This is a genomic window from Avibacterium paragallinarum (genome assembly GCF_900450705.1).
Taxonomy (GTDB): domain Bacteria; phylum Pseudomonadota; class Gammaproteobacteria; order Enterobacterales; family Pasteurellaceae; genus Avibacterium; species Avibacterium paragallinarum.
In genome coordinates, this window is the sequence record NZ_UGHK01000002.1 from 219,558 (window position 1) to 237,171 (window position 17,614).

Genomic DNA, 17,614 nt, shown 5'->3' on the forward strand with positions numbered 1-17,614 from the left:
TTTCCTAAAATCAGGGGCTAATCTGGTAGCCCCTTTTTATTGCATAATTTCAGTGAGTAACTCTTTAGAAATAGGCACTAATCCCAACTCAAATCCAAAGGGTTTGAATACTTGATTTATGGTTTCAACGCTGTAATTTCCTTTGTCATTTTCTATATTAGAAAGGGTTTGACGTGAAACCTTAACCATCTTCATATATTGTTGCTGATTAACGCCAAGCATTTCTATGCGTAATTTACGCAGGGCCTGCCCTTGCGTCATTTTACCTAATAACAACGCTTTGATAATTCTATTTCTAACATTATTACGCTCAGTTGTAGAAATCGTTGCACCAACTTTAGACACATTTTTTCTTGTTATCATTACACAAGCCCCCATGCTTTTAGTTTTTCTGGCAAATAATCAAATCCAATGGAGGGATGATCTAAAATAGCTTGTGGCACACCGCGTTGTGTTAAACGTGATTTTAAATCCACTAACCTTATTGCGAGTTGTTGTAGTTCTGTAAGCAACAAACTCGGTTCAATAAGGTCAGACAATGATTCCGCAATTAAATCAAATCGATATTCACCTGCAAATTCTTGTGGCAAACTCCCTTTTCGATTCCACGTTGTTGAACGGATAATCCCCTCAGGATCAGCACGCATTGGTGCAAAATCATAAATTGGTGCAAGCCAGATTTTTTGTTCATCTCGCAAAAAAGCCATATTTCTACCGTGATTATCACTATTCCCAAAGGCAATATTCAGTAAATCTCGTTTAACCCACTCAAGGACAAAATGTTGCTGATCAAATTCTAAATTTGAAGCAGAAATTATTTTTATTAATTGACGAATTGTCGCTTCGTGTTCTAATGTTCCACCTTGTTTTTGTAACATTGAATAAACAGACTCTAAAGCCAAACGGTTGTATTTTCCCTCTTTCTTTGTAATATCGAAACGTGGCAACCAAAGCGATGGATAACGCTCGCCTTCTTCAAGGCACATATGGTGAATATCGATAGTATCAAAACCTAATTCAGCTACTTCTTGATAATAATGAAATTCCGCACGCAAAATATCACAATCAATGGGTGAATAACGTCCACGAGGATATTTTACTAAATAACTAATATCTTGATCTTTTCCATCTTGCAGATTATCAATCCAAACTTTACCATTATGACGTTTTAATAATAGTTTAGGTGCTTCACCGCCAGCACCTGTTGCACCGCCCACCATAGCACCGCTTTGGTTAGCATATTCAAGAAAATCACTTTGGCGATCTTTGACTTTTTCAATATCAAAATAACGTACTTCTGTTTTTTGAGGCGTCGCTTCCTTTATACGTAAATTTCCCACTGGTGAAATCGCACCATATTTCAATAATCGGTAATTTTGTTCAGATTCAGGTAAATGCTTAATATCTAAACTTTCAATCCAATAACGACGACTTGCTCCAGCTGGGGCAATGTCACCAATGCAAGACCACAATGCTTTTCGATTTTCAATAAAAATATGGACAGGATAATTAATTGAAACTGCACGAGAGCCTTCTTGCCCGAAATACTGCGTAATATAATCGGGAAAATAAACAAGATTGGATAGTTGATAGGTTTCCTCTTCAAAATGAAGCTCAGCTATATCCCGCCATTCTTGATCAATATAAGTCTGAAGTGTTAATTTTTCCATTTGCGTGATATATCAAACAAATTTTAGTTAAACAGTTATTATTTGAATGATATACCAATCAAAAGCAATTTAGCAAATAAATCAGACAAAACACCGCACTTATAACTCCAGCTCTAAATCACTTTCCACTTGGCAGCAGCAAAGTAGCACTTCGTTTTCATTCATAAAAGCAAGTGGCGGTTCGGTATAGCTGACTTTACCACTCTTTATTTTTGTGCGACAAGCACCGCAATAGCCAGAACGGCATTGATATTCAGGATAAATACCGTTGATTTCTAATTTTTGGAGTAACGGCATTTCGTTATAGTGTTCAAGGGTGATTTTTTGTTTTAATAGGGTAATTTTCATTTTTTTATAAAAGTGAAATATAAAAATAACATTTTTTTGTAAATAACGAATTTTGCTTGTCGAGAAACTTACTTTCTTTTGCGTTCTTAATGGGAAGTAAGAGAAAAATTTTTCTGGCTAAATTTCGTTTTTCTTTGCAAGTAATAATGTATTTCGCTCGTTGAGCGACTTCCTTTCTTTTGCATTCCCAAAAGAAAGGAAGCAAAGAAAAGGGAACCCCGATCAAACCGCTTTTTCCTCATTCCAACAAAATTTTCTTAACGAAAAGTAAGCCCATACTCGCTACGCTGCGTTCAGGCGTTACTTTTCTAAAAATTTTATTTCCATTCGGGCGGGTTTGGACGGGGAATGCCAGATTAAATGTTAAAGTGTGGTGGAAATTTTTAAGCTTTTCAGATTGTGTAAAAGCATCACCATTTCTTTGCACCTTATAAAATAGAAAAATAAAACAAACTTCCTCTTTTTTATATAAATTTTGAAAAAATCTTAATAAGTGAAAAGATTAACTCCCCGTGTAAATTGCCTTCATTTCTAACAAATTTTTAGAAAAGTAATGCCGAGCGAGAGCTTAGCGAACATCAGACTTACTTTTTGTTAAGAACATTTATTAAAAATAATATAAAAACAAATTTTCTGCTTTTGCTATATCGATTTTAAATAAAAACGAGCATTAGCAGAGAGCTTCTTTCCCCGTGTAAATTGCTGATCTTCATTTTGAACAAATTTTTAGAAAAGTAACGCCGAGCGAGAGCATAGCGAACATCAGGCTTACTTTTCGTGAAGAAAATTTGTTCAAAATGAAGATCAGCAATTTAGTCGGGGTGCTTTTTTCTTTGCCTACTTTCTTTTGAGCAAGCAAAAGAAAGTAGGTCGCTCAACGAGCGAAACAGGTTATCAATCCCAAAGAAAAAAGCAATCAATAAAGTGCGGTCATTTTCCACAGAATTTTAAAAATTAGAAAAATCCCACCGCACTTTTAATTCAACAAACCTTAAAGTTCATTCAAACTCAACACGTCCGTCATATCAAATAAGCCTTTTTCTTTTTCGCCTAGCCATTTTGCGGCACGCACTGCACCATTTGCGAAGGTCATTCGGCTTGAGGCTTTGTGAGCGATTTCGACCCGTTCACCAATATCGGCGAACCAGACGCTATGTTCGCCTATCACATCACTGGCTCGAATGGTAGAAAAGCCGATTTCATCGCGTTTGCGTTCACCTGTGATGCCTTCGCGGCAGAATACGCCGTGAGTTTTTAAATCACGTCCTAAGGTTTTGGCAATATGCTCGCCCATTGATAAAGCTGTGCCTGATGGTGCATCCACTTTGTGGCGGTGATGTGCTTCGATAATTTCAATATCGCAATAATCGCCCATCACTTTGGCAGCTTTTTCTAATAATTTGAATACTAAATTTACGCCAACACTGTAATTTGAGGCAAAAACGATCGCGATGTTTTCTGCGGCATTGTCAATCGCAGCTTTGCCTGCGTCATCAAAGCCCGTTGTGCCGATCACCATTTTTTTCTGATGTTGTACACAAAAATCAAGGTGAGCCAATGTGCCTTCTGGGCGGGTAAAATCAATGATTAAGTCAAAACGATCTTTTTCTTCGTTTAAATCATCTGAAACGATGATGCCAAGTTGTCCGATGCCCGCTAATTCCCCAGCGTCAGCCCCCACCAATGATGAGCCTTTACGCTCAAAGGCGGCTCCTAATTCAACACCCTCTGCGTTATGCACGGCTTGAATAAGTTGGCGTCCCATTCTGCCACCTGCACCGACAACGGCAATTTTTAATGTCATATTCCACGCTCCTGTTATACTGTAGGATAAATCATTGTGGATAGCCCCGAATAAATGAGTTCTCCACCAAAAAAGACGAAAACAATCCCTGCTAAATTATCAATGTAGCGATTATAGCGGTTGTAAAACTCCCGCACCATTTTGCGGGAAAAGAAAAACGCAATCAAGGTGAAATAAAGAAAGGTTTCTAATGCTAATAGCACGATAACCAATACAATTTCGGTATTTCCAGAGATATTCGCCATAAGTCCTGACAACACGCTGCTGAAAAATACGATAGCTTTTCCATTACTTAGGTTAATGAGCAAGCCTTTCATTATTTCGCGAAAAATGGAGGTGGGCTTCTCTTTATGTTTACTCGGGTCGGTAAGCTGTGCATTTTGGGTTACGCGTAACATTTTGATGCCACTGTAAGCCAGATAACTTCCCCCTAGACACATAATAATATACTGGGCGAGATGGTTTGTGCGATTTAGCATTGCCAACCCAAAAATCACCACAGCCGACCAAAATAAAATGCCCAGTGCGATGCCAAATGCCCCCGCTACGGCATTGCGATGGGTATCGCTCACCGCTTTACGGCTGACATAGAAAAAATCGGGTCCTGGGCTTAATAAACCCGCAAGATTCACTAATAACACTGTCCACATTGGCGAAATCCTTAAAATAAATACACAATGCCTTTGATGACGATAATGCTATAAATCGCGGCAAGCACATCATCAATCATAATGCCAAATCCGCTTTCCAATTTACGATCAAAATAGCGGATCGGGTAAGGCTTCAAAATATCAAAAACACGGAAAATCACAAAGCCCAAGCTACACCACAGCCAATTCACTTCAGGCAGTACGCTTAGCACCATAAAAATGCCGACGAATTCGTCCCACACGATTGCTCCGTGATCGTGCACGCCCATATCCTCAGCGGTTTTCTGGCAAATCCAGCAACCTGCGATAAAACAAAGTGCGGTCAAAAAAAGGAATAGATTTTGCGAAATACCTTGCAATAGCAATCCGCCAAGCAAGGTGGCAGCAAGGCTGCCCCACGTTCCCGGTGCGGGGCGAAGTAAGCCTGAGCCTAGCCCGACAGCAAGCAAATGAACAGGGTTAGTTAAACGAAGGCGATGACGGGGATCTCGAGTTTGCGTTTTTTCTTGCATAATCTTTATTTAAAATGATCAAATCCTGAAGTGTAGGCGATTTCCACCTCTTGCCCATCACGTTGAAAAATAATGCGTTTTTTCGCTGAAGGTCGCCAAGCACGGATCTGCCCGATACAAGTATAATTGACGCCAATGTGCTTTAAATGCTGATCTAATTTCTCACGTTGGCGATCTGGCACGGTGAAGCAAAGTTCGTAATCCTCTCCGCCCGTAAGAGCAAATTGCTCTGCCTGCGGTAAGCCAAAGGTCTTTACCAATGCCTCAGAAAGCGGCAATTTATCCAAATAAATCACCGCACTGCATTCACTGCGTTGCAAAATATGCCCGAGATCGGCGATCAAACCGTCTGAAATGTCAATAGCAGCACTAGCAAGGGAGAACACCGCTAATTCTAGCCCGAGCAACACGCGTGGCGTTGGGCGAAGGTGGCGTTGAATGAGATAATCGCGGAAAAAATCGCGTTCATTTTGTACCGCACTTTTCGCCTCTGAAGCAAGTACAGGCTGAGCCGTTCCGAGTAAAAATGCCAAGCCCGCCGCACTGTCGCCTAATGATCCCGAAACGTAAATCCAATCCCCTACATTTGCACTGTGGCGGCACAAGGCTTTGCCTTTGGGAATGATCCCCTGAGCGGTAATGCTAATCACGTGCAACGCCCCTTTGGTGGTGTCGCCGCCGATAAGCTCCACATTGTAATGATCCATCACCTCAAAAAGGCTTTGGCTAAAGGCACTCAGCCATTGGTGATCAATATGTGGCAAGGTGAGGGCAAGGGAAAACCACGCGGGTTCAGCCCCCATTGCAGCAAGATCGCTAAGGTTTGTCGCGGCGGCTTTGTAAGCCAAATCAGCGGGAGAAATAGAGGGCAGAAAATGGGTATTTTCTACCATTGTATCGGTGGTGATGGCGATCCGCTGATTTTGTCGATGTTCAGTAATCGCACAATCATCGCCAATCGCCAAAATCACATCTCGGCGAGAAGGACGCTTTGAGGCAGTGAAATACCGCTTAATCAGATCAAATTCACCACTGCTCATTGCTTTCCTTCCTTGAAAAACCTGAATTATTTACGCGACAACGCGGGTGCAACTTTGTCTAGCACGCCGTTCACATAGCGATGGCTATCGTCAGCCCCGAACACTTTCGCCACTTCAATGGCTTCGTTGATTACCACTTTGTAAGGCACATCAAGCTCAAAACGCAATTCATACACGGCTAAGCGTAAAATCGCACGCTCGATCGGGTCTAATTCTTCAAGGCTACGATCCAAATACGGGGCAACGCTGGCTTCTACGGCATCAATATTTTCCGCCGTTTGACGTAGCAATTTGCGGAAATAAGGCATATCTACGCCATTCATATCCTGCTCGCTAACAAAAGCGAGTTCCACTTCGTCAATAGGGTTTTGCGAAAGATGCCAAGAATACAAGGCTTGCACCGCACATTCTCTTGCACGACGCCGTGGGCTAGGTTTCTTTACTTTATCGTTCATCATTTGCTCAGCCATTATTACGCATTATCAATTTGGGCTAATAGGTTAATCATTTCGAGAGCAACCAACGCGGCTTCTGCCCCTTTATTGCCCGCTTTTGTGCCTGCACGTTCAATGGCTTGCTCGATGTTTTCGGTAGTCAGTACACCAAATGCCACTGGGATTTCTGCCTGCATTGCCACTTGACCTAAACCGCTACTGGCTTCCCCTGCCACATATTCAAAATGGGCTGTGCCGCCACGAATCACCGTGCCGAGTGCCACAATCGCGTCATATTTTTTACTTTCCGCTAAACGGCGAGCCACCAATGGTAATTCATACGCCCCTGGTGCACGCACGAGGGTGATATTTTCCTCTTTCACTTGCCCAGCACGTTTCAAGGCATCTAACGCCCCTTCAAGCAAACTTTCATTAATAAAACTGTTAAAACGAGCAATAACAACTGCCACTTTGGCTTCTGGAGCCGCAATTACGCCTTCTAATACTTTCATAAAAAATCCTATTCTCTTTTCTCTTAATAAATTGGCGGGGGATTTTATCATAAAAAATAGCCTTAGTAATCCGCTTTTATCGCCTACCAAGTGATCTCATTTTGCAAACCCGCCCATTTTTGTAAACAAATAAAAACACTATGTAAAAATATAATTACAACTGCAAAAAAGTGCGGTAAAATTTACCGCACTTTTATTTCACTCATCACATAGGAAGAAACAATGCAAAATAAAACCTTTGGCAGTGCCTTGTTGGTTGCGGGAACAACCATTGGGGCGGGAATGCTCGCAATGCCCCTCACTTCCGCAGAAATGGGCTTCAGCTACACCTTAGCCCTGTTATTCATTCTGTGGATTTTACTTTCTTACAGTGCGTTACTTTTCGTTGAAGTTTACCAAAAAGCCGAACGCAAAGACGCTGGGATCGCCACCCTTGCCGAGCAATATTTCGGGCTAACGGGTCGCGTTCTTGCTACCCTCTCTTTGGTTGTGTTTATGTATGCCATTTTGTCCGCTTATGTTACGGGCGGCGGCTCATTATTAGCAGGGCTATTGCCGTTTTTAGGCGACAATGCGACCTCCGTTTCTATCGTTCTCTTTACGGTTGTGCTAGGCGTATTTATCGTTATCAGCACAGGGGCCGTCGATGGCTTAACTCGCCTGCTTTTCATCATCAAACTGATCGCGTTTGTGCTTGTGCTGGGAATGATGTTGCCATTGGTCAGCAGCGATAATCTGCTCGCAATGCCACTGAAAGATTTCTTAATTGTGTCAGCCAGCCCCGTGTTCTTCACCTCATTTGGCTTCCACGTGATTATTCCGAGCATTAACAAATACTTAGATGGCGATATTAAACGCTTACGCATCACCATTATTGGCGGGACAGCGATCCCATTGGTCGCCTATATTTTATGGCAACTCGCCACCCACGGCGTTTTCCCGCAATCGGAATTTGTTACCATTATTAACACCGATCCAACCTTGAACGGCTTAATTAATGCCACATACCAAGCGACTGGCAGCTCAATAATTAGCGGTGCGGTGCGGACATTCTCCACACTAGCATTGGTAACCTCATTCCTTGGCGTAGCGTTGTCTTTATTTGACTGCTTAGATGATCTGCTAAAACGCATCAATATCAAAGCCAACCGCATTCAACTAGGCTTATTAACCTTTTTACCGCCTCTCGCCTTCGCCCTTTTCTACCCTGACGGCTTTATCGCGGCACTAGGCTATGCGGGGCAAATGTTCACCTTCTACGGCTTAGTGTTGCCAGTGGGTATGGCTTGGCGTGCAAGAAAAATCTATCCAAACCTGCCTTACCGTGTTCTTGGCGGCAACCTCAGCTTGCTCATCGCTTTATTATTAGGCGTATTGATTATGAACGTGCCATTTTTAATTAAAGCAGGCTATCTACCCAATGTAATTGGTTAAACAAAAATGAGGAGGCAAACTTTTGCCTCCTATCAAGAATATTGACCTCCTACCAAATATATTGAATACCTATCTAATCTCTAAATTTCTCCTCAAACAGCAAATAACATCTATTAGTGATATGTTCTTTCATATTATTTTTACAAAATAATGTTACAATCAGTTCGCTATAATTTAGCAAACTCTCTCTAAATTTTATAACCTATAGGATTTATATAAGGAAAAAATATGAATAAAATCAAAATGACATTTACAACCTCTAGAACTTTTGCTCACGATCTTGTGTCTGAGCTTTTAACTATCGGTGCTCTATCTGCAGAAGAAACGAAAATAAAAGGTGAAGATTCCGCAGAAGTCACTGCTGAATTTACAGATACTGTGGAAGTTGCTGATGTTATTGCAGCCTTAGCTGAATCAGGAATTACTAATATTCCTTATACTGTAGAGTAATAGTCATTTTTAACTAATTTAAATGATTACTAACTTTCATAAGGTTTAGTGATTTAAAGTAGTACAAAAGCTAAGTTCAGTCCAATGAAACTTAGCTTTTTCTAATCTTTATATTTAATGACCTATCCTAATTAACCTTATCCTTAAGGTAATTGAATTTGTTTCACTATACCGCAATGAGCAACATTATATTCAATCTCTACTATGGTTGCAGGATAGAAATTAGCCGTATTTTTACCACATAATTCACGAACAATATCACCAACAAGAGGTAAATGAGAAATAATAAGAATATGTTTAACTCCCTCTTGAGAAAGTACGTCAAGATAATCTTTCACCACGCTCGCATCACCATAAGGCGTAATTCCAGACCAAGTTTCAAATTTGCTATTTAATTGATTTTTATAAGCAAGATCAATTTGCTCAAAGGTTTCTTGAGCCCTAATATAAGGACTTACTAGCACTTTATCTAACTCACTGCAAAATGATTGCAACCATTGCCCCTGTTGATAAGATTGCAATTTACCTTTTTCAGTCAATTGTCTCAATTTATCTGAAGAAGCCATTGATTTAGCCTCACCGTGCCGCATTACAAAAATTTTCATATGACTACTCTATTTATTTTCAAATAAAAGAAGCGAAAAAATCGCTTCTTTTTCCTACCACACTTTTAATTTGCACGCACTGCGTCGGCGATCTCTTCTGCACATTGCTGAGCAAGCGTGCCATCTTCACATTCCACCATTACGCGAATAAGTGGTTCTGTACCTGATTTTCTGAGCAAAATACGCCCTTTGCCCGCAAGGCGTTGTTCTACTTGTTCCGCTACGGCTTTCACTTGTTCACTCTCAAGCGGATTGTTGCCGCCCGCAAACCGAACATTAATCAGCACTTGAGGGAAAAGTTGCACCGCACTTGCCAATTCGTGAAGGGATAAACGATGTTCAACCATTGCTGCTAACACCGCTAAAGAGGCAACAATGCCGTCGCCCGTGGTATTTTTATCCGCAATGATGATATGCCCTGAGTTTTCACCGCCGAGCAACCAGCCTTTTTCCTGCATTTTTTCTAATACATAGCGGTCGCCCACATTGGCACGCACGAAAGGAATGGCTAATTCTTTCAATGCCAATTCAAGACGCATATTACTCATTAACGTACCAACCACGCCGCCTTTTAATTTGCCTGCACGCAAAGCTTCGCGGGCAATAATGAACAGGGCTTGGTCGCCATCAACTTTGTTACCGAGATGATCCACTAAGATCAAGCGATCGCCATCGCCGTCATAGGCTAAACCGATGTCCGCTTTAGTTTCTAACACTTTGTCTTGCAAAGCTTTAATGTCTGTCGCCCCGCATTTTTCGTTGATGTTCATACCATTCGGCTGTGTGCCGATTTCAATCACCTCCGCCCCTAATTCACGCATTACATTAGGGGCAATGTGATAGGTCGCCCCATTGGCACAATCCACCACGATTTTGTAATTTTCTAGGCTCAAATGTGCGGGGAACGTGCTTTTACAAAACTCAATGTAACGCCCAGCCGCGTCATTAATACGGCTAGCACGCCCTAGTTGAGCGGATTCTACGCAATCTATCGGCTGTTCTAACATCGCTTCAATGGCTTCTTCCACATCATCGGGCAACTTCGTGCCTTGCGTGGAGAAAAATTTGATTCCGTTATCATAATAAGGGTTATGCGACGCGGAGATGACAATGCCCGCTTCGGCACGGAAAGTGCGTGTTAAATACGCAATCGCGGGCGTTGGCATTGGACCTGTGAAGGCGGCGGAAAGCCCCGCAGCGGCTAAACCTGCCTCAAGGGCGGATTCCAACATATAACCCGAAATGCGGGTATCTTTACCAATTAATACTGTACCATAGCCTTGTGTGGCCAAAACTTTCCCCGCTGCCCAGCCGAGTTTTAACACGAAATCGGGAGTAATAGGTGAAATGCCAACTTTTCCACGCACGCCATCGGTGCCAAAATACTTACGTTCTGTCATTGATTTTCCTTATGATATAAAAATATTGCCATTAAGGTTCAAAATAGGTAAGGCACAAATAGTACGGTAGAAGCGAAGTGAGCCAATATGATTTTGAAGCCTAACAACAATAACGCTATTTATTGATTAAATTACGCCTCTTGCGTGGCTTGCCAAATTTTTAATGCTTCAGCCGTGGGAGCAACATCGTGAACTCGTACAATTTTTGCCCCATTGTTCACCGCAATCAAAGCGGCGGCAACACTACCCGTTACGCGTTCATTAACGGGCTTATCCAAAACTGCCCCAATCATTGATTTACGCGACATTCCCGCTAACACGGGATAATCTTGGGTAAATTGTGCTAGCTGTTGCAAAAGTTGATAATTATGTTGCACGGTTTTGCCAAACCCGAAACCAAGATCCCAAATGATGTTTTCTTTTTTCATTCCTGCTGTCAAACAAAGTGCGGTGCGATTTTTTAAGAAATTTAGCACCTCTTGCACCACATCATCATAATGCGGATTCTGCTGCATTGTGCGAGGCTGCCCTTGCATATGCATTATGCAAGTGGGTAAACCTAATTGCACAGCAGTTTGCAAGGCATTTGGCTCTGTCAAAGCCCGAATATCATTGATGAGATCCATTCCCACTTTCGCACTTTCTGCCATTACCTCCGCTTTTGAGGTATCCACAGAAATCCAGCAATCAAAACGCATTCTCACCGCTTCAACAATGGGAACAACACGTGCCAATTCCTGTTCAAGTGTAACTTCTTCCGCCATTGGTCGGGTTGATTCCCCGCCAATATCAATGATCGTCGCACCTTCATTGAGCATTTTTTCAACTTGGAATAATGCGTTATCCTTTTGAAAAAATCGCCCACTGTCAGAAAATGAGTCTGGTGTCACATTCAAAATCCCCATAATTTGGGGCTGAGATAAAGAAAGGATTTTATTATTTGCTTGTAACTTCATCATTTTTTTCACGCAATAAAAGTGCGGTCAATTATAGCGGAATATTTGGCTAAACAAAATACACAGGATTTCTTATCGTAAAAGAAGATGATATTGCTTATACTAGTGAAGCTTATGAAACTAGAAGGAGCCATCTTAATGAAAAAAACATTTCTCACACTGAGCGTTAGTGCTGTTTTATTGCTTTCTGCCTGCAATGATAAAGACAATGTCAAAATTGAACCTAAAGCTGCGACACAAACGCAAGTAGCAACAGAACAAAAAGCTGAATTTCCCGCTTTAAATGTGAAAACTGTTAATATTTTTAACAAAGGAGAAACCATTGAAATATCCTCAAACAATGGTGAAAAAGAACAAGCTAGCCTGTTCACTTATGTAAATCTCGCGGAAACACAAGTACCTTGGCTTAACCAATTACTTCTTAATACACAATACAAGCAAGGCATAAATTATTTAAAGCATCTTAATCAAATCAATGAAACGCAAGAATCACAACCAGAAGTATTGCCCACAATCCTCAGTAAAGCCAATCTGACGCAGCTTTTTACTCTTATTCATCAGCGTTCTCTTGAGGTTGCAAAGAAAAATGGAAACCGCGGAATGGAATTTGCTGTGCAAACGACTTATCTTGGGCAAAAAAATAATTGGGTAGGATTTCATAATACGATTTATTCCTATGAAGGGGGGGCTCACGGGATAGAAATATCAGAATATCTTAATATTGATGTAGATAAGCAATCCCTTGTTACTTTAGATCAACTGATAGATAAAAAAGATCAACCTGCTATCCTAAACGCACTATGGAAAGTCTACGATGATCTCAGCAAAGAGGCTAATTTTAATACAAATTATATAGAGAAAACCGATTTTTATATTTCGCCCGATTTTTATTTTGATCAAGACGGCGTGAACTTCGTTTATCAGCCTTATGCTCTATTCCCCTACGCTTTCGGTGAAATTACCCTAACGTTACCTTGGGAGCAAGAGGAAGCAGAATTGATAAAATTTGAGTGGTAATGACAATATAAAAAATGTGCCTCATTTGAGGCACAATTAGGAAAGCAAAATATGACCACTATTGGCTATTAGAATAGCACTTATCTTATGCTTCAATAGCATATCTCTTCTAAGAAAAAATGCAAAAAGGAATATCTAAATTTGTGACTAACATCTCAAAATTTGATAAATACTAAGTAATAAAAAGCATTTACTCAACAGCATATTCTTCAATAACAACGGGTAAAGTAAAAATTCTACCAAGACGAGAAATTAAAACATTTACTGTAGTATTCGGTTTAGTATTGCTGATGACATTCATCATTTGTGCGGGTGATTGTGCTTTCACATCACCAAATTGCAACATAATATCTCCAGCTTGTAATCCCGCTTTTGCTGCTGGACTATTTTCCATTACACTCGTGATTTCAATACCTTTTGTTTTTCCACTTTGTCCATCATTAAAAAGGACATCCGTCTGAATACCTAGAAAACCGCGTATCACTCGCCCATCACGAATAATTTTTTTCATAACATCATTTGCAAGATCAATAGGAATAGCAAAATTCAACCCTTCAGCAATTTCATTGGCATTTTTACCGAGGCTTAACGTGCTAATCCCAACCAATTCCCCCAAAGAATTAATCAAAGCACCACCTGAATTTCCACGATTAATAGATGCATCTGTTTGAATAAAATTTTGACGCGCCATATAATCCCCTACAGCATTACGCCCCAAGGCACTAATAATCCCCTGCGATACGCTTTGCCCTAAATTATAAGGATTACCAATAGCCAGTACTACATCACCAACGTGTAGTTTACGCTTGGTATTCGGAATAGTTGCTAAATTATCAGCACGGATTTTTAACACTGCAAGATCTGTCAAGCTATCAGAACCAATCACACTTGCTTCAAAAATACGTCCATTTTGCATCGCGACCACAATTTGATCCGCATTTTGAATAACATGTTTATTAGTGAGAATATACCCCTCTTTTGCCATTATCACGCCAGAACCTAAACTCGTTGTTTCTGAATGATTATTGGTAGCAGAAAAAGATTGACTATACACATTCACCACTGCGGGAGATGCTATACGCACGGCATCTTTAAAAGAAAAAATGTCTTTTTGGAATAAAGCTCCTCCTTGATTAAAAAAGGGTATCACAAACAAGATGAAAGCTGCCGCAACTAAACCAATAAAGATAGATTGGATTATTTTTTTTAACATTAAAACTCCCATTTTATTCATTTTTTGGATGATAGATTAGTTTTAAATCATCGCCAATCGGTGTAACAGATTGTAATGTCCAATGCGGAGCATCAGCAAGTTTATGTAAATGAGGCAAGTGACAAAGCCCCTTGCCTTGATCTCCTAATAATTTTGGAGCAATGTAAACGATCAATTCATCCACCCATTTCGCCTCAATTAATGCCCCAGCTAACCCTGAGCCAGCTTCAACCCACAAGGTGTTAATTTGCTGTTCTGATAAGTACTTTAAAAGTGCGGTGAAAAAATCTGGTGTTTTTTCAATTTGAATAGATTGACAAAATTCAGGGAATGCGGATAAATCCCGTTCTTGATACCCCACCAACCATACAGGGGTAGGTTGTTGAAATAATTGACATTCTGGCGTAACGCGATGTTGGCTATCTAAAATAATCCGCACTGGCTGGCGAAGTGCTGTATCGGGATATTGTTGTTGCACTTCAGCGGGAAGCTGTGTCCAACGCACATTCAGCATCGGATTATCCATTAGCACGGTTTCACTGGTCGATAAAATCGCACTCGCACTCGCACGATATTGTTGAACATCTTGGCGAGCCAATTCCCCAGTAATCCATTTACTTTCGCCATTTGCCATTGCGGTGCGACCATCAAGGCTCATCGCCATTTTGAGTTGCACAAAGGGGCGGTTATGCCGCATTCGGGTTAAAAAGCCTTGATTGAGCAATTCCGCTTTTTCAGCCAATAAGCCCACCGCAGTTTCAACGCCCGCTTGTTGTAACATTGCCAACCCACGCCCTGCCACTTGAGGGTTCGGATCAGTCATTGCGGCGATCACTTTCGCCACACCTGCTTCAATTAATCCTTTCGCACAAGGTTGTGTGCGACCAAAATGGGAACAAGGCTCAAGCGTAACGTAAGCAGTTGCCCCCCGTGCATTTTCCCCCGCTTCACGCAATGCCATTACTTCCGCGTGCGGTTCCCCCGCTTTCAAGTGAAAACCTTTGCCAATGACCCCGCCATTTTTCACTAACACACAGCCAACGGAAGGATTTGGCGTGGTGGTAAAACGCCCTAATTTGGCAAGATCCAGTGCCATTTGCATAAATTCGTGATCTCGCTGAGTAAATTTCTCTTGCATATTAATCCTTCAGTTTCTCAATTTCTTTGCTAAATTCATTGATGTTATCAAAACTTAGATAAACAGAAGCAAAACGAATATAGGCAACTTTATCTAATTTTTTCAAGGCACTCATCGCCAATCGCCCCACCAATTCGCTTGGTACTTCCCGCTCGCCTGTGGCTCTCAACTGGTGAATTATATGGCTGATGGCTTTTTCCACATCATCAGCACTCACGGGACGTTTTTCAAGGGCGTGTAAAATGCCGCGGCGTAATTTTTCTTCGTGAAATGGCTCGCGGGATTGATCGCTTTTAATAATTTTCGGAATCACTAATTCCGCACTTTCAAAGGTGGTAAAACGCTCGTGGCATTTACCACATTCGCGACGGCGGCGAACTTGGAAACCATCAGAAACCAAGCGGCTATCGATCACTTTTGTTTCTTCGGTCGAACAAAAAGGACAACGCATAACACCTCTATTTTCTCGCTTCCCCTTTCATTTTTGTATAATCAAAAAGGGATTGGCATTCATTATAAAAATAGGCGTAGTTTAACAAAATTTACCTTAATTTACGATCTCTTTCAGTGAACGCTCACTCATTCGTGGATAATGAGCTAGATCAATTTTTTATTGACAAGATATTGCTTAGTCAAACTTTATTTCCTACTATATTACTCAACTATTTTGACCTTTGGAGAACATAATGAAAAACGAACTCATCTGCTACAAAAAAATGCCCGTGTGGAATAAAGACAGCCTGCCAAAAATGTTCCAAGAAAAACACAACACCAAAGTCGGCACTTGGGGGAAAATCACCGTCTTGCAAGGCAAACTCAAATTTTTTGTTTTAACGGAAGAAGGTGAAGTGATGAGCGAGCATATTTTTACCGCTCAAGATGACACGCCTTTCGTTGAGCCACAAGTTTGGCATCGTGTCGAAGCCGCCTCTGAGGATTTAGAATGCTACTTGGAATTTTATTGCAAAAAAGAAGATTATTTCAGTAAAAAATACAATATGACCCCAACCCATTCCGAAGTAAAAAGTGCGGTGGAAATTATCCCGCCTTGCAAAGTATTAGATCTCGGCTGTGGACAGGGGCGTAATTCGCTCTTTTTAAGCCTGCTCGGTTATGAGGTAACCGCTTGGGATCACAATGAAAATAGCCTTGCTTTCCTCACCAGCACCGCGGAGAAAGAAACGCTAAAAATTCAGACCGCACTTTATAATATTAATACTGCCAATATCCAAGAAAATTACGATTTTATTCTTTCTACGGTGGTCTTTATGTTCCTTGATCGCAATGCCATTCCTGCAATTATCGAAAATATGCAAGCCCACACCAACGCGGGCGGTTATAATTTAATTGTCGCCGCAATGAGTACCAATGATGTGCCTTGCCCGCTGCCGTTTTCTTTCACGTTCAAAGAGGGCGAACTAAAACATTATTACCAAGGCTGGGAACTCATTAAATATCAAGAAGAAATGGGCGAACTGCACAAAACCGATGAAAACGGCAACCGCATCAAAATGAAATTTGTGACGATGTTGGCGAAGAAAAAATAAATATTACACAATATGCTAAAAAAACGAGGCGGATCCTCATATTCGCCTTGTTTTTCCCTCTTTATCCTATTTCACTTTAATGACTAAATGTCTTTAACTACCTATATAGATAAATACAAAAATAAGGGGCTGTCCTAGATAACAACTAAAAAATCTATTTAGGTTAGAATGAACCAATGAGAAAAAGTTGTCTAAGTCAGCACAAACAAAATAAACTCATTGAGCTATTTGTTGCAGGTGTTACTGCAAGGACAGCAGCAGAGTTAGTCAATGTAAACAAAACGACTGCCGCATATTACTTTCATCGTTTATGCCAACTCATCTATCAAAACAGCCTTCACTTAGAGATGTTTGAAGGTGAAATTGAAGCCGATGAAAGTTATTTTGGCGGTGCTCGCAAAGGCAAACGTGGTCGTGGTGCGGCAGGGAAAATTGCGGTATTCGGGCTTCTCAAGCGCAATGGCAAGGTTTATACCGTTGCGGTTCCAAATACGCAATCTGCCACCTTGTTACCCATTATTCGGGAGCAGGTAAAGCCTGATAGTATTGTTTACACCGATAATTATCGTAGTTATGACGTGCTTGATGTGAGTGAATTTAGTCATTTTCGTATCAATCACAGCACACATTTTGCTGAAAATCATAACCACATTAACGGAATTGAGAATTTTTGGAGCCAAGCAAAACGCCATTTACGCAAATTTAATGGTATCCCAAAAGCGCATTTTGAGCTTTATTTAAAGGAATGTGAATGGCGTTTTAATTACAGCAACATAAAAAGTCAAATTTCTATTTTAAAACAATTGGTTAAAGGGAGTTTAGTCTAGTTATCTAGGACAGCCCCAAAAATAATTTTATTTTACCCGTCAATATCTTCTCTTGAT

At 40.9% G+C, this 17,614-nt stretch carries 20 protein-coding genes; 5 read left to right on the forward strand and 15 right to left on the reverse strand.

Annotated elements, in window-relative coordinates; translation table 11 throughout:
• Window positions 1-36: 36 nt before the first annotated feature.
• The 9 genes from DXZ23_RS05530 to ribH form a co-directional block, all read right to left on the reverse strand.
• The gene (locus DXZ23_RS05530) at window positions 37-363 is read right to left on the reverse strand and encodes a helix-turn-helix transcriptional regulator (RefSeq protein WP_017806520.1); all 327 of its coding nucleotides are present in this window, start codon (window positions 361-363) and stop codon (window positions 37-39) included.
• Complete coding sequence (locus tag DXZ23_RS05535; RefSeq protein WP_017806519.1) at window positions 363-1,670, reverse strand: type II toxin-antitoxin system HipA family toxin; 1,308 nt, start codon at window positions 1,668-1,670, stop codon at window positions 363-365. Before DXZ23_RS05535 ends, DXZ23_RS05530 begins: the two co-directional genes overlap by 1 nt.
• Window positions 1,671-1,769: 99 nt before the next feature.
• Window positions 1,770-2,018, reverse strand: coding sequence for a class I ribonucleotide reductase maintenance protein YfaE (gene yfaE, locus DXZ23_RS05540; protein ID WP_017806518.1), 249 nt, complete (start codon window positions 2,016-2,018; stop codon window positions 1,770-1,772).
• Between the two features lie 991 nt (window positions 2,019-3,009).
• The gene (gene dapB / locus DXZ23_RS05550; RefSeq protein WP_103846582.1) at window positions 3,010-3,822 is read right to left on the reverse strand and encodes a 4-hydroxy-tetrahydrodipicolinate reductase; all 813 of its coding nucleotides are present in this window, start codon (window positions 3,820-3,822) and stop codon (window positions 3,010-3,012) included.
• A 14-nt stretch (window positions 3,823-3,836) separates the two neighbouring features.
• Window positions 3,837-4,472, reverse strand: coding sequence for a LysE family transporter (locus DXZ23_RS05555; RefSeq protein WP_017806514.1), 636 nt, complete (start codon window positions 4,470-4,472; stop codon window positions 3,837-3,839).
• A gap of 11 nt (window positions 4,473-4,483) precedes the next feature.
• Window positions 4,484-4,984 (reverse strand): phosphatidylglycerophosphatase A family protein, encoded by a 501-nt coding sequence (locus DXZ23_RS05560; RefSeq protein ID WP_017806513.1) that lies wholly within the window; start codon window positions 4,982-4,984, stop codon window positions 4,484-4,486.
• Between the two features lie 5 nt (window positions 4,985-4,989).
• Window positions 4,990-6,024: a thiamine-phosphate kinase gene (gene thiL, locus DXZ23_RS05565; protein ID WP_017806512.1), complete on the reverse strand. Its 1,035-nt coding sequence runs from the start codon at window positions 6,022-6,024 to the stop codon at window positions 4,990-4,992.
• Window positions 6,025-6,050: 26 nt separating this feature from the next.
• Window positions 6,051-6,479: a transcription antitermination factor NusB gene (gene nusB, locus DXZ23_RS05570; RefSeq protein ID WP_370445005.1), complete on the reverse strand. Its 429-nt coding sequence runs from the start codon at window positions 6,477-6,479 to the stop codon at window positions 6,051-6,053.
• Window positions 6,480-6,496: 17 nt separating this feature from the next.
• Window positions 6,497-6,970, reverse strand: a complete 474-nt coding sequence (gene ribH, locus DXZ23_RS05575) for a 6,7-dimethyl-8-ribityllumazine synthase (protein WP_017806510.1) — start codon at window positions 6,968-6,970, stop codon at window positions 6,497-6,499.
• A 222-nt stretch (window positions 6,971-7,192) separates the two neighbouring features.
• Between ribH and DXZ23_RS05580 the strand changes: the two genes are divergently transcribed.
• On the forward strand, window positions 7,193-8,404 hold the full coding sequence (locus tag DXZ23_RS05580; protein ID WP_017806509.1) for an aromatic amino acid transport family protein: 1,212 nt from the start codon (window positions 7,193-7,195) through the stop codon (window positions 8,402-8,404).
• A gap of 228 nt (window positions 8,405-8,632) precedes the next feature.
• Window positions 8,633-8,854 (forward strand): hypothetical protein, encoded by a 222-nt coding sequence (locus tag DXZ23_RS05585; RefSeq protein WP_017806508.1) that lies wholly within the window; start codon window positions 8,633-8,635, stop codon window positions 8,852-8,854.
• A gap of 143 nt (window positions 8,855-8,997) precedes the next feature.
• On the opposite strand, the gene sixA is transcribed toward DXZ23_RS05585, so the two are convergent.
• From sixA to folP, 3 genes are all read right to left on the reverse strand, one after another.
• Window positions 8,998-9,459, reverse strand: coding sequence for a phosphohistidine phosphatase SixA (gene sixA, locus DXZ23_RS05590; RefSeq protein ID WP_026138554.1), 462 nt, complete (start codon window positions 9,457-9,459; stop codon window positions 8,998-9,000).
• A 65-nt stretch (window positions 9,460-9,524) separates the two neighbouring features.
• Entirely contained in the window at window positions 9,525-10,859 is a 1,335-nt protein-coding gene (glmM, locus tag DXZ23_RS05595) for a phosphoglucosamine mutase (protein WP_017806506.1), read from the reverse strand.
• A gap of 131 nt (window positions 10,860-10,990) precedes the next feature.
• A complete protein-coding gene (folP, locus tag DXZ23_RS05600; protein WP_017806505.1) occupies window positions 10,991-11,815 on the reverse strand; it encodes a dihydropteroate synthase in 825 nt (274 codons plus the stop codon).
• Between the two features lie 138 nt (window positions 11,816-11,953).
• Here folP and DXZ23_RS05605 point away from each other — a divergent pair, with 138 nt between their 5' ends.
• Complete coding sequence (locus DXZ23_RS05605) at window positions 11,954-12,832, forward strand: RsiV family protein (protein WP_017806504.1); 879 nt, start codon at window positions 11,954-11,956, stop codon at window positions 12,830-12,832.
• A 190-nt stretch (window positions 12,833-13,022) separates the two neighbouring features.
• Here DXZ23_RS05605 and degS read toward each other — a convergent pair whose 3' ends face one another.
• From degS to nrdR, 3 genes are read right to left on the reverse strand one after another with little or no spacing between them, the layout of a single operon-like run.
• Complete coding sequence (gene degS, locus DXZ23_RS05610; RefSeq protein WP_035695864.1) at window positions 13,023-14,045, reverse strand: outer membrane-stress sensor serine endopeptidase DegS; 1,023 nt, start codon at window positions 14,043-14,045, stop codon at window positions 13,023-13,025.
• A 13-nt stretch (window positions 14,046-14,058) separates the two neighbouring features.
• Entirely contained in the window at window positions 14,059-15,183 is a 1,125-nt protein-coding gene (ribD, locus tag DXZ23_RS05615; RefSeq protein ID WP_017806502.1) for a bifunctional diaminohydroxyphosphoribosylaminopyrimidine deaminase/5-amino-6-(5-phosphoribosylamino)uracil reductase RibD, read from the reverse strand.
• Window position 15,184: 1 nt separating this feature from the next.
• Window positions 15,185-15,634: a transcriptional regulator NrdR gene (gene nrdR, locus DXZ23_RS05620; protein ID WP_017806501.1), complete on the reverse strand. Its 450-nt coding sequence runs from the start codon at window positions 15,632-15,634 to the stop codon at window positions 15,185-15,187.
• A 235-nt stretch (window positions 15,635-15,869) separates the two neighbouring features.
• Here nrdR and tehB point away from each other — a divergent pair, with 235 nt between their 5' ends.
• Window positions 15,870-16,730, forward strand: coding sequence for an SAM-dependent methyltransferase TehB (gene tehB / locus DXZ23_RS05625; RefSeq protein ID WP_017806500.1), 861 nt, complete (start codon window positions 15,870-15,872; stop codon window positions 16,728-16,730).
• Window positions 16,731-16,906: 176 nt separating this feature from the next.
• Window positions 16,907-17,557: an IS1595-like element ISHpa1 family transposase gene (locus tag DXZ23_RS05630; RefSeq protein ID WP_017806138.1), complete on the forward strand. Its 651-nt coding sequence runs from the start codon at window positions 16,907-16,909 to the stop codon at window positions 17,555-17,557.
• The last annotated feature ends 57 nt before the right edge of the window (window positions 17,558-17,614 follow it).